Below are 19,912 nucleotides of genomic sequence, written 5' to 3' on the forward strand. Positions count from 1 at the left end.
TGCCTCGTCGGCCGGTCCGCCGACCTCGCCCGATCTGCTCAGCCGACCGGACCTGCTCCGTCGGCCTGATCTGCCCGCTTCCCGGGCACCCCTTCTCCCACCCTCGTCACCACGTCCTGGAGACCGCCATGCCTCTTTCACCTGCCCCGCTCAAGGTCGTCGCCGTCAACGGCAGCCCGAGCTTCCCGTCCAAGACCGCCGCGCTCGTCACGGAGATCGTCGGGCGGCTCGGGCGCCGCGTACCGCTCGAGTCGACCGTCCTCAACGTCGGGGAGCTCGTCCCGTTCTTCGGTGACACGTACGGCGACCCGAACTCGCCCATCGCGCACGCCCTCGCCGAGATCGCGGGCGCGGACCTCGTCATCGCCGCGAGCCCCATCTACAAGGGCTCGTACACCGGGCTGTTCAAGCACGTGTTCGACCTCCTCGCGCCGTCCGCGCTGACGAACACCCCGGTGCTGCTCGTCGCCACCGGCGGCAGCGAGCGCCACACCCTCGCCCTCGAGCACCAGTTCCGGCCGCTGTTCGGGTTCTTCCAGGCCGACACCCTGCCCCTGGCGATCTACGGGCACGACTCCGAGTTCACGAGCTACGAGGTCACCGGGGACGGGCTCCATGCGCGCATCGACAAGGCGATCGCCCGGGCCCTGCCGTTCCTGTCGGCGGAGTGGCGCGAGGAGTCGCTGCACCCGGTCATCTGAACCGGTGTCGTCTGAGCCCTGTCATCTGCCACGGCCCCTGCCCATACTCGACACGTGGAACCGTCCCCGATCTCGCCAGTCGCGCCCGGTCTCGACGGGCGCGCGATCATGTCGCAGCGCTGGGAGGACCTCACCTTCCTGCACTGGCGGGTCGACCCGGCACTCGTCGCGCCGTTCCTCCCAGCCGGGACCACACCGGACCTGCACGACGGCGCGACGTACGTGGGCCTCATCCCCTTCCGCCTCGCCGACGCCGGGGTGCTGCGGGCCCGGCCCGTCCCGTGGCTCGGCACCTTCGCCGAGACGAACGTGCGCCTCTACTCGGTCGACGCAGCCGGACGGCGGGGGGTCGTCTTCCGGTCGCTCGACGCGTCGCGGCTCGCGGTCGTCCTCGCCGCGCGCGCCGGGTTCGGGCTGCCGTACATGTGGGCGCGGATGCGGATCGAGCAGACGGGCGGACGGGTGACGTACGCGTCGTCGCGGCGGGCTCCCGGGCCGCGCGGCGCCGGCGGCCGCATCGTCGTCGAGCCCGGGGCGGTGATCGCCCGGCCCGGCGCGCTCGCGCACTTCCTCACCGCCCGCTGGGGCCTGCACACCGCTCACCTCGGCCGCACCTGGTACGTGCCCAACGAGCACCAGCCGTGGCCGCTGCACGACGCGAGACTCGTGGAGCTCGATGACACGCTCGTCGCCGCTGCGGGGCTCGCGGGGACCACCGGGCGCGCCCCGGACTCGGTGCTGTGGTCGCCGGGGGTTCGGACGGCCTTCGGGAGGCCGTTCCGGGTGGCATGACCACGTTCGACGCGGGATATCGTCACGAGATGAACGCAGACGTGACCTTTCGTCCCGCCACCGTCGACGACCTGCCGGCAGTGGTCGACCTCGTCAACGCCGCCTTCCGCGCCGAGGGCGCGGCTGCTGGGTGGACGACGGAGTCCCACCTCCTCGGCGGCCCCCGGGCGACGGTCGAGATGCTGCGACACGACATCGAGTCACCGGACGGCCGCATCGTCCTCGCCGAGCGCGACGGCACGCTCGTGGGGTGCGCCTACGTCGAGCGGGTCCGCGACGAACGCGGGTACCTCGGCATGTTCGCCGTCCGGCCGGCCCTGCAGGGGGCGGGGCTCGGCAGTGCCCTCCTCGCGGAGGCTGAACGCATCGCACGGGAGGAGTGGCGACTCCCGCTCATGCGGATGACGGTCCTCAGTTTCCGCCGGGAGCTCCTCGAGTACTACGGGCGTCGCGGGTATCGCGCGACCGGCGAGGTGATGCCGTTCCCGCCAGCCGGGGTCGAGCACCTCGTCGTCGTCCGCCAGGAGGGCCTGCAGCTGCTCGTCCTCACCAAGGACCTCACCTGACGCCGTCGGCGTCGCGACAGCCGGAGCAGGTCAGGCTGCGGGTGCCACGAGCCACTTCTCGAACGCCAGCGGACCGTCCGCGTCGGTGTGCGTCCGCGCGTCGTAGAGCCGCGTGTAGCCCGTCGCGACGTAGAGGTTCGCGGCCTCGGGCTGCCGGGAGCCCGTCGAGAGGAAGAGACGCTCGTAGCCGGCTGCCGCGGCGCGCGCCTCGAGCTCCGCGAGGACGATGCGGGCGAGCCCCCGACGGCGGTGGTCGCTGTGCGTCCAGATCCGCTTGAGCTCCGCGGTGGGGACGGCCGGAGCGCCGGTGCGGTCCCTGCCCACGTGGGGGTGGGTGCTACGGCTGATGTCCCCCTCCTCCGGTTCGGTCCGGCGGCGGAACGCACCGCCTGCGACGGCGACGCCGGCCTCCATGAGGAGGAGGAAGTCGCCGTCGGGCGGGAGGAACTCGTCGGCCTCGTAGTGGCTCATCTCCGCGCCGAGCAGCTCCTCACCGAGCAGCGCGGCGTACAGCCGGACGTACGTGCTGTGGAGGTCGTCGAGGAGGGGACGCACGAGAGGGTCGCTCAGGTGCACGGAGCGGAGCTCGAAGCCGTTCGGGCTGGAGGTCCGGGTGGGGGTCGCGCAGGTCATCCCTCCATTCTGCGGCCGCCCCCGGCGCGCTCAGGGCCGTCCCGGGTGTGTGCCTGAGCACGTCCGTGTCGAGCGGACCGCCGCCTCCCTAGGCGCCGCGGCCCGCGAACCGCGCCAGCCGGAACCGCTCCGCCGACGCACCGACCGGGCCGTCGACCGGCTCCGTCGCCAGGTCCCGCAGCACCCGCCCGAGTGCCGGCGCGAACTTGAAGCCGTGGCCCGAGAACCCGGCTGCGACCGTCACGCGCCCGAGACGGTCGAGGACGAAGTCGTGGTCCGGCGTCGTCGTGTACGTGCAGGAGATGGGGACGGCCGTGGACGGGTCGATGCCCGGCACCCACTGCTCCACGTAGTCGAGCAGCTGTGCGAGCTGGGTGGACTCCGGCTGGAAGGTGCGGTGGTCGGGGTCCGTCCGCGGCCCGACCCCGTGGAAGCCGACCTTGATGCCCTCCCCCGGCGTCGCGAGGCCGTACGTGCCGCTCGGCCACCGGGCGCCCGGTCCGGCGAGCGCCGGGCCGAGGTCCTGGGTGAAGCTCGGCCACTGGGCCTCGGCGGGCGCACCTTCGCGCAGCGCGAAGTGCGCGGGCTGCTCCTGCGTGACGACGAGCGGCAGCGCCCTGCCGTCAGCCGCGGCACCGCGACCGAGCAGCGGCCCGACCAGACCGGCGCTCCACGCCCCGACCGCGACGACGACCCGCTCCGCCAAAAGCTCTCCACCGTCGGTCACGACGCGGACACCACCAGCCTCGTGCTCGAGCCCGAGGACCTGCACCCCGTGCCGCACCTGCGCGCCCCGCGCCCGCGCCACGGCCTGGAACGCCTCGACGGCACGGTCGGCATGCAGCCGTCCGGCCGTCTCGGACTCGTGCAGGACAGGCCCGTCGAAGCGCAGCCCCGGCCACCGCTCGGCTGCCTCGTCCGCGGAGAACCACGCGTGCGCGATCCCCCGGGCCGCGAACGCCTCGGCGATCGCCGGCCGCGCCGTGTCGCCCGCGCCGCCGCTCAACCCGCCCGTGAGCGTGAGCAGCTCGAGACCGGCGTCCGCCTCCAGCCCGCGCCACAGCCCGAGTGCCTCCTGGGCGAGGTCGAGGTACTCCGGCTCCGGGTACGTCGTGCGGTAGATCCGCGACGCCCCGTGCGACGCGCCCCGCACGTGCCCGGGCTCGAAGCGCTCGAGGAGCACCACCTCCCGGCCCGCACCCGCGAGCGCCCACGCTGCCGCCGACCCCATGACCCCGCCGCCGACGACGACCGTTCCGACCCGCTCCACCTGCTCGACCACCGTTCGTCCCGCCGCCCGGACCGTCCCGAGCGTCCCGCCGACGGTATCCCTCGAGCCACGCCGCGGACGCCGCCGCCCGCATCCTGACGCATTCTGTCGATCCGTCGAACTATCCTCATGGGACTCAACGACGAGGAGAGAAACATGAAGACCCTGGAAGCGATCGTCCTGCGCCACGACGACGTCGAGGACACCACCATCACGCAGGTCGACACCGACGAGCCGTCGGGCAGCGAGCGTCTCCTGCGGAACGTCTCCGTCCCGACCCTCACCCCCTACCTGCCCGATCCCGACAAGGCGACCGGCACGGCCGTCATCGTCGTCCCGGGCGGTGCGCTGCACTTCCTCGCGATCACGAACGAGGGTGAGCGCATGGCGCAGCGCCTCAACGAGCAGGGCATCGCGGCGTTCGTCCTGCGCTACCGGCTCGCGCCCACCCCGGTGGAGCCCTCCGAGGTCGGCCCGTACATGGAGAAGCTCTTCGCGGACCGCGCCCACATGGGTGAGATCTCCCAGTCCCGCCGGGCGCCCGCCCTCGAGGACGGGGTCGCGGCGCTGCGCACCGTCCGGGAGAACGCCGAGGAGTGGGGCATCGACCCGCAGAAGGTCGGCATGGTCGGCTTCTCCGCCGGTGGCTTCGTCACCCTCACGACGCTGTTCGACAGTGCGCCCGAGGACCGGCCCGCGTTCGTCGCGCCGATCTACCCCGCGTGGTGGGACGACGTCGTCGTCCCCGAGCCCGCGCCGCCGATGTTCCTCGCCTGGGCGACGAACGACCAGCTCAACGAGTCGATCGTCCCGTCCTGCCTGCGCCTGTACACGGCGTGGCAGAAGGCCGGGGCAAAGGTCGAGGCCCACGGGTACGTCGACGGCGGGCACGGCTTCGGTGCGCGCATCCAGGGCGACGCCACGGACGCCTGGTTCGACGTGTTCGCCTCCTGGATCCGCCGCGTCGGGTTCTGACCCGGACCATCTGGTCCAGCGACCGCTGACGCTATCGGCCGCGGTTCGCCGCGACGAGCCACACCGGGCACCCCACGCTGGTCGCCACCGTCCTGACGGTGCGCTTCAGGCCCTTCTCCCGGGCTCCGGGAGAAGGGCGGGCTGCTCACTCGTCGTCGCTGACCGACCTGGAGGTCACCCACTCTCATTCCAGGCCGCGGGTCTCCGACGACAACCCGTACTCCGATCCGTGGTTCAAGACGCTCACGTTCGCCTCGGCGTTCCCCGAGCGCTTCGCCTCGGTGGGCGACGCCCGGGCGTTCATAGCCGACGTCGTCGACGGATACAACGATCACCAAAACCACTCACGGATCGGCCTGCCCCCCCGACCGAGGTCCACTACGGCCTGGCCGGCGCCGCTGCGATGGCCTGGACCTGGTCGCCATCGCGGAGACACCGATGCCGTGCACATCGAGCCGTTGACACGCCTGTCCCAGTCTGGGAGTATCGCAACGATATCCGTGGGGACAATCTATGTTAATCGCCGAAATTCAGGCATTCGTAGCGGTGGCGTGCCATGGCACCGTGAACGACGCGGCCAAGTCGCTCCAATACAGCCCGTCCGGAGTCAGTCGCCAGCTCCGGGCCCTCGAGAGCAGCCTCGGACTTCAGCTCTTCTTTCGCGAGAACGGTCGGCTGAAAATGACCCGACAGGGCGCGGAGATCCTGCCGCTTGCGGAGTCGATCCTCGCGCTTTCCAAGGCGCTCGCAGGATCGGCTGAGCGCAACCGTGAATCCCAGCTTGCGGAGCCGCACCTGCGGTAGGTCGTAGCCGTCCAGCACCGGACCGTCGCGGGCCAGGCACTTGCTCACGCAACCTGCGAGCGACCAACAGGCTCGCGTTCCCGTCCACCGAGGTTCAGGGTGACGTCCGGAGCAATCGTGCTGGGTAGCTGGTGCGCAATGAGAACCACCGCCTTGGTGGTCCGCCAGCCCTCGATCTCGTCCCAGAGGACCTCGCACGCACCAGCGTCGAGCCCGTTCATCGGTTCGTCGAGCAAGACGAGGTCGAAGTCGCCCAGCGTGCACATGAGGAGCCACAGCTTCCGAGCGTTTCCCGTCGACAGCTCCTTCGCCTCGTGGTGCAGCCACGGCGAGAGCCCGTACCGCTCCGCCCGGACGCGCGACTCCTCAACGGATCGCCCTATGCAGCGTGAGGCGAATTCCAGGTGCTCGGCAACAGTCATGTTCGGATAGAGCGCCAGTTGCGTGCGACACACCCGCCGTTTCGCGCGAGCTGAGCTGGTGTGCGCGGCGTGGCCGTCCACGAGCACGCTGCCGGACCAAGGCCGCAGATAGCCGCTCCCTACCTCCAGCAGGGTTGTCTTTCCGGTCCCATTGTCGCCACCTATACGGGTGAGGGCTCCGCGGGAGAATGCGAAGCTGACGCCTTCGAGGACAGGACCGCGGTCGCTCCGGTACCCGGCTGTGACACCGCTGAACTCAAGGGCAGGCGTTGGATACGAAGGCTCAGACATTGGATACCTACTCCTAGAAGGATCGTGGCATAAGCGCATTGGGCCAGGCTCCACCACGGGCCGTTTCCCATACCCAGCGCGGGAGCCGTGAGCAACAAGATGACGAAGGGCGCGAGGGGACCCGGGGTTGACGTTCCATCAACTCGGATCCGGGGAGGGACGAGCGTCTCGCCGATGGTCGCGGCACCAACCAGGGCCCACGCCATCGCCAAGGGCTTCAGAGAGACCGTCCCCGACATGACAGTCTGGGCGAGTGCCACCATGATCGCTGGTGGTGTCACGAGGACGAGGTGGAACACCAAAGCGTTCCCCGCGATGTGAATGCCGGTGAGCCCGGAGTTCTCCCACTCGAAACGGTACCGGTTGATCATGGAACTGGGGCCCACGATGCTGAATGTCAGGCCCACCATGATCAACAAGGTGATGAAGAGGTAACCCGTGGTCGCAGGGAAGACCCACTGACGGACGACGGTTGGATCAAGTCGCGCCCCGCCAACCACGAGACCGAGCAGGAACACCATCGCGGCGACTATCGTGCGTGCACTCTTGCCTAGAGTCGCCGCGGACCTGTGTGTCCCGAACTCACGCGCAGCACGATGGTATGCCGTCGTGACAACCCCATACCGGGAAAGTCGCTTGGGGTGGTGCTTCTTCGCAGGAGATCGCTGGCCCAGAAAGAATGAGTGGTGAGAAAGCACCCTCAACCGCCACAGCAGAACCCCTCCCACCAGGGGCACGAGAGCCGAGCCTGCAGTGAGCACCCATCCGGGAGGATCGACGAGCCATGACCCACCGAGCACCTCGAGGCCGCCGACGCTGACCGTTGCGACGACGCGACCGATGCCTACGCCCGCACAGGTGACCAGTCCCAGGACAAGCACAGTCTCGCGGGGATCTACCAGCCGCGACGGGCGTGACCGAACCGCCAATGTGGCCGTGGTGCACAGCGTCACGAGCAGTCCCAGGACAGGCACCAGCAGCACCCACGAGTGGGCCGCGAAGCCTCCGCGCGTGGACTCGAGCAGCCAGAGCGCGACCACGTTCGAGGTCACGATGGCAAGGTAGATGATCAGGGTAGGCACAGCGGAGTAGGCGGCGAAGACGGCCAGCGGCGGCATGTCCAGTGCTCTGAACAGGGCCCCGTTGGGTGGATCCACGACCTGCTGGAGTTGCTGCCCAGTAGCTTGCTTCACCCAGACAGCAGCAATGAGGTAGCCGTCGGCGACCAGGACCACGAAGACTCCCAGCTCGAGCGAGTGGGGGTTGTCCTCGAATAGTCGAGGGACAGCCACCCCCAGCACCGCACCGGCCAGCACTCCGGCAACCACCAGCAAGCAACGCAATGAGAACAGGACTGCGATGAACCCACGCCACCCTATGAGTGGGCGGAACGGCGCGTACTTCTCGAGGGCCACGAACAACAGAGCACACTTCGTGTACCGCGTCCAGGCCTTAGCTGCTGGGACTGACGCAGTCATCGCATTCCCTTCGAGATGACAGCGCGATCCGCAGTCGGACGAATCAGCTGTTTGCCACGCTTCGGAGCACAGCTCCGACGACGCAGACCAGCCCCACGAGCCAAACAGCTGCGAGTATCCAGGACCCAGCGCCGCCGGCGCGAGCAACGGCATCGTAGATAAGTGCAGCAATCATCACGAAACTGACTGCGACGAAGACGCCGAGGATCGGCTTTATCATGTTCATGCTGCCTGTCTCTCTCTTGATGATCCGGTGCGATTGCTTCTTGAGTGTTCAATCTTGATCTCTTCACCCCGTGCGGACGTCTTCCCGCCGGAATGCGACAAGCGCCAGGACCAACAATCCCGTCGCGAAGGCCGCGAAGACTGCCAATGCTGTGGTGACGTCTGAGTGGACGGCCATGATGAGCGGCTCCTCGATCGACAAGCCGGCTTGAACTGTCGCAGCGGCGCGAAATGGCAGGTAGTCGCCGATGAGGCTGAGTTGCGACGAATCAGTTACCAGACCCATCCCTGCCACCGCCCGTTCGACACCGAAGGGAAGCACGAGCAGCGCCGCCAGAGCGACCACCTGATGACGGATGAGCGTGCCGAAAGCCAGCCCCACCACGCACCACCCGATACTCGCGGCGAAGATGCCGCACGTGCCGAGCACCACTTCGCGCGCAGTCAAGGAAGCCCCGGCAGGACTGCCGAGCACAGACAGCGAGATGCCTATGTTGGTCGCCACGGTCACGACTGTGAGGACCAGTGTGAGACAGGCCACCGCCAGTCCCTTGGCAGCCATGACCCGGATTCGGTGCGGTTGGATCAAGAGCGCGGTGCTCAGCGTCCCGTGGCGCCGGTCCCCTGCCACAGAGATCACTGCCAAAATCCCTCCGAACACGGGGGCCAGCGAAGGCTTCATGACGGTGACCATGAGTCGCTCAGGTGCAGAGACCGTGGCGCCATCGTCCACAAGCATCCACACCACGCCACTGTAGGCAGCTGACCCGATCGCGCTCGCGACGATTCCCAGTCCGAGGAGCAGCCAGGTCGTTCGCACGGAGCGAAGGCGCCGCCATTCGTAGCGGACCATTCTCTTCATGCCATCACCTCCCTTGCGGGACTAGAAGCGGAACACCGACGACTGCTGCACGGCTATGCCCCGCCGAGACGGACAGGTATGCCTGTTCGAGGCTGGCTGACTCCGCATACAACTCGTAGAGCGTGACGTCGCACTCTCGCGCGAGCACCCCCACGCTCTCGAGCGAGAGTCCATGAACCCGTAACCGTACCCCGTCAAACACAAGCATATCCGCGCGTTCACCCAGGAAATCGCCTAAACGGCGCATGTTGTCCGCTCGAACGAGGACATGACGTCCTCCGTGGGCTTCGAGAAAACCTGCGAGCGAGTCATGGGCGAGGAGTCTCCCACCGCCGATCACGACGACGTCGTCGACGAACTCCTGGAGCTCCGAGAGGATATGGGACGACAGCAGCAGAGTGTTGCCCTGGTCCGCGTACTCGCGCAGGAATCGTTTGAGCCACGCCATTCCTTGAGGGTCCAGCCCGTTGGCCGGCTCGTCGAGAATCAGGGTGTCAGGGCGCCCAAGGAGCGCACACGCAAGGCCAAGTCGTTGCCGCATCCCGGTGGAGAAGGTTCCGATGCGACGCGAGCCTGCATTCTCCAGCCCAACCAGGCCGAGCGTTTCCTCACATCGCTTGTCCGAGACCCCGAGCCCTCCCGCCACCATCAGCAGGTGGCTGCGAGCGGTACGACCGGGGTGCCACGCGTTGGCGTCCAGCAGCGCCCCGACCCGTCGTCCAGGAGAAGACAAAGACGAATACGGCAGCCCGTCGAAGAGCGTGGTGCCGTCTCCACGCTCAAGACCGAGCATGAGCCGCATCGTCGTGGACTTTCCAGAGCCATTCGGACCGAGCAGCCCCGTCACGCGGCCAGGCAGAGCGGAGAAGGTGAGGTCCGCGACGGCAGGCACCGTTCCGTGGGTCTTTCCGAGCTTGAGCACGTCTACGCGGGCCACGGATCAGCCGATACCGGTCAAGAGCCCGAGCAAGACGGACACGGACACCACGACAAGGGCACGAACCCAGGGAAGCTCACGAAGCTCAGGTAGGAACAGCAACGGAGCCAACAAGCCGGACAAACCTTTGATCACCCACACCGCTGCATGGTTTTCCGTGCCGGTGGGAGGCATTGCGATCGCATACACCTGAAAGCCGATGAAGCAGACCGCGATCGTCAGGCAGAACAGCCCGATCCTCAGCGGACCGACGGATCGCACCGCGGAGAACAAGTGGCGCTCCAACTTGGACGCGACGAGCAAGAACACCGCGAGGGCGAACGCGGTAAGCACGACTCCGACCACGAGCGCGGCTTTGAGTGCCAACCCTTCGAGCCGGACGTCATCAATTTGCTCAGACATTTCTGCTGACAGGTTGGCGCTCAGTAGATCGTAAGCAGCCGGCGCGCGAAAAAGGATCAGCGTCGAGCACACCGCAAAGATGGCCATCACCGTCAAGCGGCCTGTTGCTGATTCCGCCTCTGGCGCATCGTCGTCGACCGCCTGCTCTCCGGCGACGACTGGAAAGCGGATTGCTTCGGTCATGGAGTTGCCTTTCACCGCGATGTGATGAGGGTGGTCTCGATAAATGCACCAACCAAGATAAGAATGAGTCCTAGCGCGAGCAGACGCAGCGAGACGGGAACGGCACCGAGATACTCTCGCCCGAAGCTGGAGCGAACCGTCGAGCCAGCCCACATGGACTTGACGACCGGGTAGAGGCCGGCAGTCGCAGCCAGGAGGATGCCGCCAAATTCGAAGGGCAAGTACGCACCAGTTTCGAGAAGCAGTCGGCCCAGGCCCGAATTTGTGACCCCGACCGACATGGTGGCGCCGACGAACAACGAGGTCATGACGAGCCCCCCTAGGGCGGAGATGCCGAAGGTCAGGATGCCGGAGTACATAAGCAGCGCGGCGACAGTGTTCGTGCCGAGGATCGTGAAGAACCCGATCCCGCCTCGAGTACTCTCGCCCCCCTGAAGGCTCTCGACCGCCCAGTTGGGGTCGATCTCGCGGAAGCCGATCGCCCCCCCGACTGCAGCGATCACCAAGGCGATGCCGAAGGCAGTCAGCGCTGGACCTCGTAGCCGTGACGACGGCGGCGCGACCGCCAGAGCGACCGCGGGCTCGCGAACGCGGGCCATAGAATCCCCTCCCCTTTCCCTTCCCACCGATGGGCGGCCTGCGCACTGGGCACAGGCCGCCCTAGACGAAGACGTCAGGCGATAGCCGCGGTCTTGCCCTTGGTGGTGATGTACCAGGTCACCGTTGCGGCAATGGCACCGATGATTCCGGCACCGAAGACGATGATCACGGCGCGCAGCGCCCAGCCGCCGGCCGCGATGGCCGCCACAATCTGGGAAGCTGCGGCAGTCGAAATGCCGAGAGAGCCGGCGACCCACAGTCCTGCAAAGGACAAGGTCGCAAGTCCGATCACGGCGACCACGACAGCAACACCGTATTCACCGAGGTTGCGCTTAGACACTGCAGATTGCATAGCGTTTTCCTTACTCGTATGAGCACCCCGAATGAGGCGCTTCGGCCCCGATCAAGACCGGTCAAGTTGATGCAACCAGGCTCGCCTGTTCAGCAATCCAACTCTCGCCAGAGCTTCTCGGTGGTATTTAGACCTTAGCGGCGCACAGCGACCTGGCAACCATCCAGCACAATCTGTGGAGCTTCATGACATTCCCGCACGAGGCCTTGACAGAAGGGCCTGAGGGTTCATCAGAATCGCAGCGGGAGGACTGAGATGCGCCGATACGATCGGGGCCCGATGCGGCAGTGGGAAACACCCGGAGTCAGCTATCTCTTTCATTCGGGTCCACGCGAACTCGATGGACTGAAGTCCCGGGTTGACGGCTCGCGAGTGATCTCGTGGGCCAGTACCCCTCACTTTCGGCCGCTGCAGTGACAGGGGACAGTGCGGAGCGTGGGAGCGGCGAAACCGTCCCGCTCGTAGATGGACACGCGCGCGCCGACGCCACCAAGCGCAGGCACGCCTCGATGAGGCATAGAGTCGAGGTCCTTGGGGAGCCGAAGTTTAGGCAGGCAGTGATGGCGCGCGGGTGCGCACCGGGCGTGGCGACGTTGCGGTACGCCTCGGCCAGCGCCGGCCGGTGCTCCGGTGACCGGAACGACGCGTGGTCGTGCGTCGCGTTGAAGTCGCCGAGGAGGATCTGCGGGCGCGGGGCGGCGTGCGCCTACTCCGCGAGCCGGTTCAGCTCGTCGGCCCACGGCCCCGCGCGGCCGCCGACCGGCGGCACGGGGTGGACCGCGGTGATGCGCACCTCCACGCCGTCGAGCGTGAGGAGTGCCGTCGGCATATCGAACGAGCACTCCACCGCGCGGCCGAGGTCCGTCAGCTCGGTCGCGTTCCACAGTCCGCTCCCGTCAGCGCTGCCCGCCGGCGGGTCCCCGACCCGGTACGGCAGGACGTCGTCGAGACCGGCCGCGCTCAGGCGCCGGACCATCGGCTCGGTGAGCTCGACGATCGACAGGACCCCGACGTCGTGCTCGCGCACGAGGTCGACGACCTGCTCGGCGTCCGCCTGACCGTAGAGGGCGTTGACGGAGAGCACCTGACCAAGACGGTCAGCACGGCGCGGACGACACTCCGGAGAGCGCCACGCCGAGGAGGGACGGTTCCTCCGGTGGAGCCGCCGATGTTCCTCGCCTGGGCGACGAACGACCAGCTCAACGAGTCGATCGTCCCGTCGTGCCTGCGCCTGTACACGGCGTGGCAGAAGGCCGGCGCGAAGGTCGAGGCCCACGGGTACGTCGACGGTGGGCACGGCTTCGGTGCGCGCATCCAGGGCGACGCCACGGACGCGTGGTTCGACGTGTTCGCCAGCTGGATCCGTCGCGTCGGGTTCTAGCCTCGGACGGTGGCGGGCCGGGCCGCGGTGCTCACGGCGCGGGTGACTCGCGAGCGACGAGCTCCACGGCCAGCTCCATGCACCGCAGGCGGGCCGAGGAGAAGTCGTAGGGCATCTTTCCGATGGCGTCGAAGACGCTCGCGGCCCCCCGCCCCGCGCCCGGACCTCGGCGGACCTCGTCCTCGCCCTCGTACGCGGTCGCGGGGTGCTCATCGTCGTCCCAGGAGTCGATGAGCGCCTCGTCGGCCTGCGCCAGGCCGGACTCCTCGATGACGGCGTCCAGCGCCCGCTCGAAGGCGGCCCGGGCGGCGGCGACCTGCGCCACGCGCGGGTCGTCGACCGCCACCGTGTCGTCGAGCGCCTCCTCGGCAGCGTCGACGCGGTCGGACTCCTCCCGCAGCTCCGGGTGTGCCGCCAGGGCGACGTACCGGGTGGTGTTGACGGCCGCGACGAGCGGGCCGAGCGTCCGCTCGATGACGAGCAGGTTGTCGAGGTCGGGATGGCGCAGGGCACCCTCAGGCACGGTCTCGAGGCGGCGGGCCACGGCGTCGGAGAGCAGGCCCACCCGACTGCCCCGGGCGCGCATGCGCTGCACGGCGGCCCGCTGCCGCCGCAGCTCCGCATCCTGAGCCGCGAGGCTGCGCTCCAACCGTTCCAAGGCACGTGCGACGTCGCTGGCGCCCGCAGGAGCCGCGTCAGCAGGAGCCGCGTCAGCGAAGGCGTCACGGATCTCGCCGAGGGCGATTCCGGCGTCCGCCATCCTGCGGATCCACAACAGCCGGATCATCTCCTCGTAGCCGTAGCGGCGACGGCCGTCGCTGCCCCGCTCGGGCTCAGGGAGCAGGCCGATCGCGTGGTAGTGGCGGATCGCCCGTGGCGTGGTCCCGACGAACGATGCTGCGTCACCGATCATGACCTGGCGTGGCGGGATGACGGACGAACTCATGAGCGGGCCTTCCTCGGGGGCGGGACGTGGGTCCACCGGACCACATGACGCTACGGAAGGTGCAACTCCACGAGTTCCGCAGCTGAGACGACGCGGGGCGCCACCGGTCTCCGGTGGCGCCCCGTGTGTGGCGCTCGATCAGGCGGATCGTCGGCGAGATCAGCCGAAGATGGCCGGCAGCGTCCGGGTGTGCGCCTCGCGGGCCTCGTCGAGCGGCAGCGTGAACAGGCCCTCGATCTCGAGCGCCTCGACACCGTCGACGTCGTGGCCTGCCTCGCCGATCTTCAGGTACGGCACGCCGCGGGCGACGCACGCGTCGACGAAACGGACCTCCTCGCCGCGCGGCACGGCGACGAGCGCCCGGGCTGCGGACTCGGAGAACAGCGCCTCGAACGGGGTCACGCCGTCGCGCGAGACGACACCGTCGATGGAGACGCGTGCCCCGACGCCGAACCGCAGGCTCGCCTCGATGAGTCCCTGGATGAGCCCGCCCTCGGAGAGGTCGTGCGCGGCGTCGACGAGCTCGTCGCGCGTCGCGTTGATGAGCACCTCCGCGAGCGCCCGCTCGGCGGCGAGGTCGAGCCGCGGCGGGAGGCCACCGAGGTGGTGGTGCACGACGTCGGCCCAGGCGGACCCGTCGAGCTCCGCGCGCGTGGTGCCGAGGAGGAAGATCGCCTCGCCCGCGGTGCGCCAGCCGGACCCGGTGGCCCGGGACACGTCGTCGAGCACACCGAGCACACCGACGACCGGCGTCGGGTGGATCGAGGAGTCGATCTGCCCGGGCTCGCCGGTGCCGTTGTAGAGGGACACGTTGCCGCCGGTGACGGGGACGCCGAGCGTCTGGCACCCGTCGGCAAGGCCCTCGATGGCCTCGACGAGCTGCCACATGGAGTCGGGGTCCTCGGGGGACCCGAAGTTCAGGCAGTCCGTGATGGCCAGCGGGCGGGCGCCGGTCGCGGCGACGTTGCGGTACGCCTCGGCGAGCGCGAGCTGCGCGCCGGTGCGGGGGTCGAGCTTGGAGTAGCGCCCGTTGGCGTCCGTGGCGAGCGCGACGCCGAGACCCGTCGACTCGTCGACGCGGATGACGCCGCCGTCGTCGGGCTGGGCGAGCGCCGTGTTGCCCTGGACGAAGCGGTCGTACTGGTCGGTGACCCACGCCTTGGAGGCGAGGTTCGGCGAGGACAGCAGACGCAGCGCCGTGGCGCGGAGCTCCTCCGCGGTCTCCGGCCGGGCGAGGCCGGCGGCGACGACGGTGTCGACGTTGAGGCCGTCCTGCCAGGCCGGGCGCGCGTAGGGGCGGTGGTAGACCGGTCCCTCGTGGGCGACGGTCTTGGGGTCGACGTCGACGATCCGCTCGCCGTGGTGGTCGATCGTCAGGCGGCCCGAGCCGTTGACCTCACCGATGATGGCGGTCTCGACGTCCCACTTGCCGGTGATCGCGAGGAACGCGTCGAGCTTCTCGGGCGTGACGACAGCCATCATGCGTTCCTGCGACTCGGACATGAGGATCTCGCCGGCGTTGAGCGACGGATCGCGCAGCAGCACGTCGTCGAGCCACACGTGCATGCCGCCGTCACCGTTGGACGCGAGCTCCGATGTGGCGCAGGAGATGCCCGCGGCGCCGAGGTCCTGGATGCCCTCGACGACCTTCGCCGCGTAGAGCTCGAGGCAGCACTCGATGAGCACCTTCTCCATGAACGGGTCGCCCACCTGGACGCTGGGGCGCTTCGCGGGGACGCCGTCCTCGAACGTCTCCGACGCGAGGATCGAGGCGCCACCGATGCCGTCGCCCCCGGTGCGCGCGCCGAAGAGGATGACCTTGTTGCCCGTGCCGGACGCGTTGGCGAGGTGGATGTCCTCGTGGCGCAGCACGCCGAGGCACAGGGCGTTGACGAGCGGGTTGCCCTGGTAGGAGGAGTCGAAGACGAGCTCCCCACCGATGTTCGGCAGCCCGAGGGAGTTGCCGTAGCCGCCGACGCCCGCGACGACGCCGTGCACGACGCGCGCGGTGTCCGGGTGGTCGACGGCGCCGAAGCGCAGCTGGTCCATGACGGCCACCGGGCGCGCGCCCATGGAGATGATGTCGCGGACGATGCCGCCGACACCGGTCGCGGCGCCCTGGTACGGCTCGACGAAGGACGGGTGGTTGTGGGACTCGACCTTGAACGTCACGGCCCAGCCGTCACCGATGTCGACGACGCCCGCGTTCTCCCCGATGCCGACGAGGAGGTGCTTCTTCATCTCGTCCGTCGTCTTGGCGCCGAACGTGCTCAGGTGCACCTTGGACGACTTGTACGAGCAGTGCTCGGACCACATGACCGAGTACATCGCGAGCTCGGCCGCGGTGGGGCGCCGCCCGAGGATGTCGCGGATCCGCTGGTACTCCTCGGGCTTGAGCCCGAGGGCCGCGTACGGCTGCTCCTCGTCCGGTGTGGCTGCTGCGTGCTCGACGGTGTCCAGGGTGGGCTTGCTGGGGGCGGTCATCAGTTCCCTCATCGATGGTGTGCCCGACGACGGAGCACGGCTGGCCGAGACGCGGTCAGTTTAGCCGTGGGGCGCCCGCGGGCGGACGCCGTCTCACCCGCGCCGGGCGCCGCCCTCGGCGGGCACCGGAGGCGCTCCGCGGAGCAGGAGGACGCGCCCGACCGCGAGCGCCATGACGAGCCCGGTCACCACGACGAGCACGAGGGCGCCCTCCGCAGCGCTGGCGTGCGCGACGAGCACCGGCGACGCGCACCCCGTGCCCGCGGGATCCGGGATGCACCCCTGGACGAGCATGCTCTCCCCGTCGGTGACCACGCCCCGGCCCCCGTGCGCGACGGCCGCCACGAAGAAGCCGAGCAGCCGGACCGCCCCGGGCAGCTGCGCCAGGTACACCTCGAACAGGACGCACCCACCCGCGATCGCGACCGTCACGGGCAGCCGCCGGACGAGGGTCTGCAGAGCCACACCCAGGACCGTGAGGATCACGAGGAGGACCAGCCCCCGGCCGATGCCCGCGAGGGTGGCGAGCCACGCCTCGCTCGCGGACGGTGCGAGCTCGTCGTGGAACGCGTAGCGCGGGTCACGGTCGCGGACCGCGTGGACGACGCCGGTCGCGGCGAGCGTGACCCCGAAGGCGGCGGTCCCTGCGACGAGGACCCACCGCACGGCGCCCGCGAGGACCGTCACCAGCTCCCCGGGCGATCCCGGCAGGCTGCTCCCGGACGCCCGCAGCACACCCCACGCGAGCGCGAGCAGCGCCAGGTGGACCGCAGCGCCGGGGACGGCCTCCGGCGCGGCACCCAGGAACGTCGACGCCGGCGTCCACGACCGGAGTCCTGCGACCGCCCCGACGAGGAGCATGCCGATGAGCGCCGTCGCCCTCGTCGCGGCACGGTCAGCGCTCGTCATGCCCGCGACCCTAGGGGGCCACGCACGCAGACACAACGGTCACCGCCCGTGCGCGACACCGCCCCCCTAGGATCGGGCGATGAGATACATCATCGTCGGCGCTGGCGCCGTGGGCGGGACCATCGGTGCCCGACTCTTCGAGTCCGGTCATGACGTCGTGCTCGTCGCACGTGGGAAGCACCTCGACGCCATCGCGTCGAACGGTCTCGTCCTCGAGACCCCGCAGGGCTCCACCACACTCCCCGTACCTGTCGTCTCCGGCCCTGACGAGCTCCGGCTCGACGACGGCGACGTGCTCGTCTCAGCCGTGAAGTCGCAGGACACCGCCCGCGTCCTGGCGGACTGGGCGGACGCACCCGTCGGTGCGCAGGGCACGCCCGCCGCGCACCGGCTCCCTCTCGTCACCGCGCAGAACGGGGTCGCGAACGAGATCGCCGCGTTGCGGGTGTTCCGTCGCGTCTACCCGGTGTGCCTGTGGCTCCCCGCGTCCTACCTCACCCCCGGGGTCGTCCAGGCCGAGGGTTCTCCCCGCTCGGGGATGCTGACGATCGGCCGGATGCCCGGTCAGCTCGACGAGGTGACGGCACAGATGGCGCTCGACCTCGGGAAGAGCCACTTCGCCGCCATCGAGGACGCCCAGGTGATGCGGTGGAAGTACGGCAAGCTCCTGAGCAACCTCCGCAACGGGCTCGAGGCTCTCGTCGGCGGCGACGCGGACGCCCGAGACCTCTCGGAGGAGCTGCGCCGCGAGGGGGAAGCAGCGCTCACCGCCGCTGGCATCGACTTCTCCACACCAGAGCAGGAGGCGGCTCGTCGAGGAGACTCGGTCCAGGTGCTCCCCGTCGGCGACGGCGAACGGGGCGGCAGCTCCACCTGGCAGAGTCTTGCCCGAGGAGCCACAGGTATCGAGGTCGACTACCTCAACGGTGAGATCTCGCTCCTCGGGCGGCTGCACGGCGTGGCGACCCCGGTCAACGACGCGGTGCAGCTCGCTGCCCGCGGAGCCCTGCGTGAACGACGTGGGGCGGCACCGTACGACGTCGCGACGATGCGACAGCTCGTCCTCGCCGCGCGCTGACCCGTCTCAGACGAGGACGACGACCGCGGCCTCGTACCCGGGGCCGACGTCGATGTCGGACATCCACGTCGCGGGGACCGGGCGGCCCTGCCAGCGCAGGAGCTGAGGCGCCTCGTCGGGCGCACTCATCTCGAGGTCCGGCGGCGGGAGGGTCATGCCGTCGCCGGTAGCCTTGAGCACCGCCTCCTTGCGGACCCACCAGCGCGTGAGCGCCGCGCTGCGGTGCGGGAACTCGAGGAGCACCTCACGTTCCGCCGGAGTGAGGAGCACGTCGTCGATGCCACCGGACGCGTCAGCCTCGTCGATGACGTCGTGGGACTCCACGTCCACGCCCACCGGCCCGGAGTCGGTGACGGCGCACACGACGCGGTCCCCGGCGGTCGCGATGTTGGAGAACATCCGCAACGGCGGGTACACGAGCTCGGGCTTGCCGTACTGGCCGAGGCTCTCGAAGACGAGCTCGCGAGGATCCCAGCCCAGGCGCTGGGCGACCATGATCCGTCGCATCGCGTGGGCCGAGATGAACCGGCGCTGGGTAAGGTCGTTATGGATGGCGGACGCGCGGTGGCGCTCGCGGTCGTCGAGCAGGCGGGCTGCGGCATAGAGCTCCGCGCCCGCGAGGGCGACGCCCCACGAGACACTCACGTCGGCATCGGTGAGCACGCTCATACTGTCCTTTTCTGAACCGTGCAACAGGTGGAGAACGACGATGAGAGCCCGCGGCCAGCAGTTCTTCCCATCTGTCCGGGGAGAATCCGCGCGATCTCGGCTCTATTGTTCGATCGTCTGGATCATCGCCTCGTTGGGGCTGTGTGCATGTTCACCCGGTATTTCACCCCCGGAGTCTCCCACGAGCACGGCATCTCCGACATTCACGTCGCCAACGGACAACCCGTCCGAGCCTCCATCCACAGGCCCCGGCGTGACGCTCGTCCCGGTCGATGCCTCAGGGCCGGTCCCGGTGTTCTCGGGCGACGCCTCGACGGCCGTCGCGCCCGACGCCGACACGGGCGCCGTCCTCACGACGATCGTCGGCGTCCCACCGGGCGCGGACACCGCGGGCACGCCGGAGGACCCGCCCCGGGTCCGCTACGTCGTCACCGTCCCCGACGGCACGACCCCCGAGGTCCAGCTCGACCAGACCGCCGCGCTCGTCAGCCCGCAGGGACCCCTCGTCGCGGGGTTCGCGGCGCCGGTCGTCACCGATGCCTCCGGCCTCCCGGTCCGGGTGTCGTGGGAGACACCCGGCGCAACGGACGGGGGCGCGCTCGCGCTCGACCTCGTACTGCCCGGCGACGCCGCGTTCCCCGTGACGGTCACCGTCCATGTCGGGGCCTCGGTGGTCGCCGGGACGGCGTGGGGTGACAACGAGGGCGGGACGTCACTGGCCGTCACACCGTCCCAGTGGGGTCGGGTATCCGGCATGGCTGGGCAGACGTACGGCTGGGCGGACCTCGTCGAGGCGGACGCCTCGGTGGACAGCACCGTCATGGAGCACCAGTTCCGGTGCCACCAGATCGGGGCACCGGACAAGGCGACGTGGAACCTCGAGCCCTGGCGGCCGGACGTCTCGTTCCTCTCGTACGTCGCGGCTCGCTGCAACCCGGTGTGACGCGGCGGA

At 69.3% G+C, this 19,912-nt stretch carries 23 protein-coding genes and 2 pseudogenes; 9 read left to right on the forward strand and 16 right to left on the reverse strand.

The window, feature by feature from the left end:
- Positions 1 to 128 precede the first annotated feature (128 nt).
- The 3 genes from AC54T1_RS01015 to AC54T1_RS01025 all read left to right on the forward strand — a co-directional run bounded on the left by AC54T1_RS01015 (position 129) and on the right by AC54T1_RS01025 (position 2,059).
- Positions 129 to 701 carry an NAD(P)H-dependent oxidoreductase gene (locus AC54T1_RS01015; RefSeq protein ID WP_484343483.1) on the forward strand — a complete coding sequence of 191 codons (573 nt, stop codon included), beginning with the start codon at positions 129 to 131 and terminating at the stop codon, positions 699 to 701.
- Between the two features lie 108 nt (positions 702 to 809).
- On the forward strand, positions 810 to 1,493 hold the full coding sequence (locus AC54T1_RS01020) for a YqjF family protein (protein WP_496911249.1): 684 nt from the start codon (positions 810 to 812) through the stop codon (positions 1,491 to 1,493).
- Between the two features lie 29 nt (positions 1,494 to 1,522).
- Positions 1,523 to 2,059, forward strand: a complete 537-nt coding sequence (locus AC54T1_RS01025) for a GNAT family N-acetyltransferase (RefSeq protein WP_496910703.1) — start codon at positions 1,523 to 1,525, stop codon at positions 2,057 to 2,059.
- A 30-nt stretch (positions 2,060 to 2,089) separates the two neighbouring features.
- On the opposite strand, the gene AC54T1_RS01030 is transcribed toward AC54T1_RS01025, so the two are convergent.
- Together AC54T1_RS01030 and AC54T1_RS01035 are read right to left on the reverse strand one after the other, a co-directional pair.
- Positions 2,090 to 2,692 carry a GNAT family N-acetyltransferase gene (locus AC54T1_RS01030; RefSeq protein WP_496910704.1) on the reverse strand — a complete coding sequence of 201 codons (603 nt, stop codon included), beginning with the start codon at positions 2,690 to 2,692 and terminating at the stop codon, positions 2,090 to 2,092.
- Between the two features lie 88 nt (positions 2,693 to 2,780).
- Positions 2,781 to 3,974 carry an FAD-dependent oxidoreductase gene (locus tag AC54T1_RS01035; RefSeq protein ID WP_496910705.1) on the reverse strand — a complete coding sequence of 398 codons (1,194 nt, stop codon included), beginning with the start codon at positions 3,972 to 3,974 and terminating at the stop codon, positions 2,781 to 2,783.
- Positions 3,975 to 4,118: 144 nt separating this feature from the next.
- On the opposite strand from AC54T1_RS01035, the gene AC54T1_RS01040 reads away from it, so the two are divergent.
- The 3 genes and pseudogenes from AC54T1_RS01040 to AC54T1_RS01050 all read left to right on the forward strand — a co-directional run bounded on the left by AC54T1_RS01040 (position 4,119) and on the right by AC54T1_RS01050 (position 5,741).
- Positions 4,119 to 4,937: an alpha/beta hydrolase gene (locus tag AC54T1_RS01040; RefSeq protein WP_496910706.1), complete on the forward strand. Its 819-nt coding sequence runs from the start codon at positions 4,119 to 4,121 to the stop codon at positions 4,935 to 4,937.
- A 158-nt stretch (positions 4,938 to 5,095) separates the two neighbouring features.
- Positions 5,096 to 5,340 (forward strand): annotated as a pseudogene (locus tag AC54T1_RS01045) (integrase core domain-containing protein); the annotation flags it as partial.
- A 110-nt stretch (positions 5,341 to 5,450) separates the two neighbouring features.
- Positions 5,451 to 5,741 (forward strand): LysR family transcriptional regulator, encoded by a 291-nt coding sequence (locus tag AC54T1_RS01050; protein WP_496910707.1) that lies wholly within the window; start codon positions 5,451 to 5,453, stop codon positions 5,739 to 5,741.
- Positions 5,742 to 5,785: 44 nt separating this feature from the next.
- On the opposite strand, the gene AC54T1_RS01055 is transcribed toward AC54T1_RS01050, so the two are convergent.
- The 10 genes and pseudogenes from AC54T1_RS01055 to AC54T1_RS01100 all read right to left on the reverse strand — a co-directional run bounded on the left by AC54T1_RS01055 (position 5,786) and on the right by AC54T1_RS01100 (position 12,577).
- Positions 5,786 to 6,328 carry an ATP-binding cassette domain-containing protein gene (locus tag AC54T1_RS01055; RefSeq protein ID WP_496911250.1) on the reverse strand — a complete coding sequence of 181 codons (543 nt, stop codon included), beginning with the start codon at positions 6,326 to 6,328 and terminating at the stop codon, positions 5,786 to 5,788.
- Positions 6,325 to 7,869, reverse strand: coding sequence for a hypothetical protein (locus tag AC54T1_RS01060; protein ID WP_496910708.1), 1,545 nt, complete (start codon positions 7,867 to 7,869; stop codon positions 6,325 to 6,327). The genes AC54T1_RS01055 and AC54T1_RS01060 overlap by 4 nt, the downstream gene beginning before the upstream one ends.
- 106 nt (positions 7,870 to 7,975) lie before the next feature.
- Complete coding sequence (locus tag AC54T1_RS01065; RefSeq protein WP_496910709.1) at positions 7,976 to 8,158, reverse strand: hypothetical protein; 183 nt, start codon at positions 8,156 to 8,158, stop codon at positions 7,976 to 7,978.
- 63 nt (positions 8,159 to 8,221) lie between these two features.
- Positions 8,222 to 9,019: an ABC transporter permease gene (locus AC54T1_RS01070; protein ID WP_496910710.1), complete on the reverse strand. Its 798-nt coding sequence runs from the start codon at positions 9,017 to 9,019 to the stop codon at positions 8,222 to 8,224.
- Between the two features lie 4 nt (positions 9,020 to 9,023).
- Positions 9,024 to 9,956: an ATP-binding cassette domain-containing protein gene (locus AC54T1_RS01075; protein ID WP_496910711.1), complete on the reverse strand. Its 933-nt coding sequence runs from the start codon at positions 9,954 to 9,956 to the stop codon at positions 9,024 to 9,026.
- 3 nt (positions 9,957 to 9,959) lie between these two features.
- A complete protein-coding gene (locus AC54T1_RS01080; protein ID WP_496910712.1) occupies positions 9,960 to 10,541 on the reverse strand; it encodes a hypothetical protein in 582 nt (193 codons plus the stop codon).
- A gap of 11 nt (positions 10,542 to 10,552) precedes the next feature.
- Positions 10,553 to 11,140: a hypothetical protein gene (locus AC54T1_RS01085; protein ID WP_496910713.1), complete on the reverse strand. Its 588-nt coding sequence runs from the start codon at positions 11,138 to 11,140 to the stop codon at positions 10,553 to 10,555.
- A 74-nt stretch (positions 11,141 to 11,214) separates the two neighbouring features.
- The gene (locus AC54T1_RS01090) at positions 11,215 to 11,493 is read right to left on the reverse strand and encodes an uberolysin/carnocyclin family circular bacteriocin (RefSeq protein WP_496910714.1); all 279 of its coding nucleotides are present in this window, start codon (positions 11,491 to 11,493) and stop codon (positions 11,215 to 11,217) included.
- A gap of 529 nt (positions 11,494 to 12,022) precedes the next feature.
- A pseudogene (locus tag AC54T1_RS01095) lies at positions 12,023 to 12,181 on the reverse strand (hypothetical protein); the annotation flags it as partial.
- A gap of 18 nt (positions 12,182 to 12,199) precedes the next feature.
- Positions 12,200 to 12,577: an endonuclease/exonuclease/phosphatase family protein gene (locus AC54T1_RS01100; RefSeq protein WP_496910715.1), complete on the reverse strand. Its 378-nt coding sequence runs from the start codon at positions 12,575 to 12,577 to the stop codon at positions 12,200 to 12,202.
- Positions 12,578 to 12,661: 84 nt separating this feature from the next.
- Between AC54T1_RS01100 and AC54T1_RS01105 the strand changes: the two genes are divergently transcribed.
- Positions 12,662 to 12,874, forward strand: coding sequence for a hypothetical protein (locus AC54T1_RS01105; protein ID WP_496910716.1), 213 nt, complete (start codon positions 12,662 to 12,664; stop codon positions 12,872 to 12,874).
- A gap of 31 nt (positions 12,875 to 12,905) precedes the next feature.
- Here the strand turns inward: AC54T1_RS01105 and AC54T1_RS01110 are convergent, their stop codons facing one another.
- The 3 genes from AC54T1_RS01110 to AC54T1_RS01120 form a co-directional block, all read right to left on the reverse strand.
- Complete coding sequence (locus AC54T1_RS01110) at positions 12,906 to 13,820, reverse strand: MerR family transcriptional regulator (RefSeq protein WP_496910717.1); 915 nt, start codon at positions 13,818 to 13,820, stop codon at positions 12,906 to 12,908.
- 159 nt (positions 13,821 to 13,979) lie between these two features.
- Positions 13,980 to 16,304: a phosphoribosylformylglycinamidine synthase subunit PurL gene (purL, locus tag AC54T1_RS01115; protein WP_496910718.1), complete on the reverse strand. Its 2,325-nt coding sequence runs from the start codon at positions 16,302 to 16,304 to the stop codon at positions 13,980 to 13,982.
- A gap of 93 nt (positions 16,305 to 16,397) precedes the next feature.
- Entirely contained in the window at positions 16,398 to 17,213 is an 816-nt protein-coding gene (locus AC54T1_RS01120) for a hypothetical protein (protein ID WP_496910719.1), read from the reverse strand.
- A gap of 79 nt (positions 17,214 to 17,292) precedes the next feature.
- On the opposite strand from AC54T1_RS01120, the gene AC54T1_RS01125 reads away from it, so the two are divergent.
- The gene (locus tag AC54T1_RS01125) at positions 17,293 to 18,291 is read left to right on the forward strand and encodes a ketopantoate reductase family protein (protein ID WP_496910720.1); all 999 of its coding nucleotides are present in this window, start codon (positions 17,293 to 17,295) and stop codon (positions 18,289 to 18,291) included.
- Between the two features lie 6 nt (positions 18,292 to 18,297).
- On the opposite strand, the gene AC54T1_RS01130 is transcribed toward AC54T1_RS01125, so the two are convergent.
- The gene (locus AC54T1_RS01130; protein ID WP_484343496.1) at positions 18,298 to 18,954 is read right to left on the reverse strand and encodes a 4'-phosphopantetheinyl transferase family protein; all 657 of its coding nucleotides are present in this window, start codon (positions 18,952 to 18,954) and stop codon (positions 18,298 to 18,300) included.
- Positions 18,955 to 19,213: 259 nt separating this feature from the next.
- On the opposite strand from AC54T1_RS01130, the gene AC54T1_RS01135 reads away from it, so the two are divergent.
- Positions 19,214 to 19,903 carry a DUF2599 domain-containing protein gene (locus AC54T1_RS01135; protein WP_496910721.1) on the forward strand — a complete coding sequence of 230 codons (690 nt, stop codon included), beginning with the start codon at positions 19,214 to 19,216 and terminating at the stop codon, positions 19,901 to 19,903.
- The last annotated feature ends 9 nt before the right edge of the window (positions 19,904 to 19,912 follow it).

The organism is Sanguibacter sp. Z41_6 (assembly GCF_059621145.1).

What these genes read in the sequence shown, in the direction of transcription:
- AC54T1_RS01015 (WP_484343483.1), top strand. Translation starts at nt 129, where the DNA reads ATGCCTCTTTCACCTGCCCCGCTCAAGGTCGTCGCCGTCAACGGCAGC.
- AC54T1_RS01020 (WP_496911249.1), top strand. Translation starts at nt 810, where the DNA reads ATGTCGCAGCGCTGGGAGGACCTCACCTTCCTGCACTGGCGGGTCGAC.
- AC54T1_RS01025 (WP_496910703.1), top strand. Translation starts at nt 1,523, where the DNA reads ATGAACGCAGACGTGACCTTTCGTCCCGCCACCGTCGACGACCTGCCG.
- AC54T1_RS01030 (WP_496910704.1), bottom strand. Translation starts at nt 2,692, where the DNA reads ATGACCTGCGCGACCCCCACCCGGACCTCCAGCCCGAACGGCTTCGAG.
- AC54T1_RS01040 (WP_496910706.1), top strand. Translation starts at nt 4,119, where the DNA reads ATGAAGACCCTGGAAGCGATCGTCCTGCGCCACGACGACGTCGAGGAC.
- AC54T1_RS01050 (WP_496910707.1), top strand. Translation starts at nt 5,451, where the DNA reads ATGTTAATCGCCGAAATTCAGGCATTCGTAGCGGTGGCGTGCCATGGC.
- AC54T1_RS01065 (WP_496910709.1), bottom strand. Translation starts at nt 8,158, where the DNA reads ATGAACATGATAAAGCCGATCCTCGGCGTCTTCGTCGCAGTCAGTTTC.
- AC54T1_RS01070 (WP_496910710.1), bottom strand. Translation starts at nt 9,019, where the DNA reads ATGAAGAGAATGGTCCGCTACGAATGGCGGCGCCTTCGCTCCGTGCGA.
- AC54T1_RS01080 (WP_496910712.1), bottom strand. Translation starts at nt 10,541, where the DNA reads ATGACCGAAGCAATCCGCTTTCCAGTCGTCGCCGGAGAGCAGGCGGTC.
- AC54T1_RS01085 (WP_496910713.1), bottom strand. Translation starts at nt 11,140, where the DNA reads ATGGCCCGCGTTCGCGAGCCCGCGGTCGCTCTGGCGGTCGCGCCGCCG.
- AC54T1_RS01090 (WP_496910714.1), bottom strand. Translation starts at nt 11,493, where the DNA reads ATGCAATCTGCAGTGTCTAAGCGCAACCTCGGTGAATACGGTGTTGCT.
- AC54T1_RS01105 (WP_496910716.1), top strand. Translation starts at nt 12,662, where the DNA reads ATGTTCCTCGCCTGGGCGACGAACGACCAGCTCAACGAGTCGATCGTC.
- AC54T1_RS01110 (WP_496910717.1), bottom strand. Translation starts at nt 13,820, where the DNA reads ATGAGTTCGTCCGTCATCCCGCCACGCCAGGTCATGATCGGTGACGCA.
- purL (WP_496910718.1), bottom strand. Translation starts at nt 16,304, where the DNA reads ATGACCGCCCCCAGCAAGCCCACCCTGGACACCGTCGAGCACGCAGCA.
- AC54T1_RS01120 (WP_496910719.1), bottom strand. Translation starts at nt 17,213, where the DNA reads ATGACGAGCGCTGACCGTGCCGCGACGAGGGCGACGGCGCTCATCGGC.
- AC54T1_RS01125 (WP_496910720.1), top strand. Translation starts at nt 17,293, where the DNA reads ATGAGATACATCATCGTCGGCGCTGGCGCCGTGGGCGGGACCATCGGT.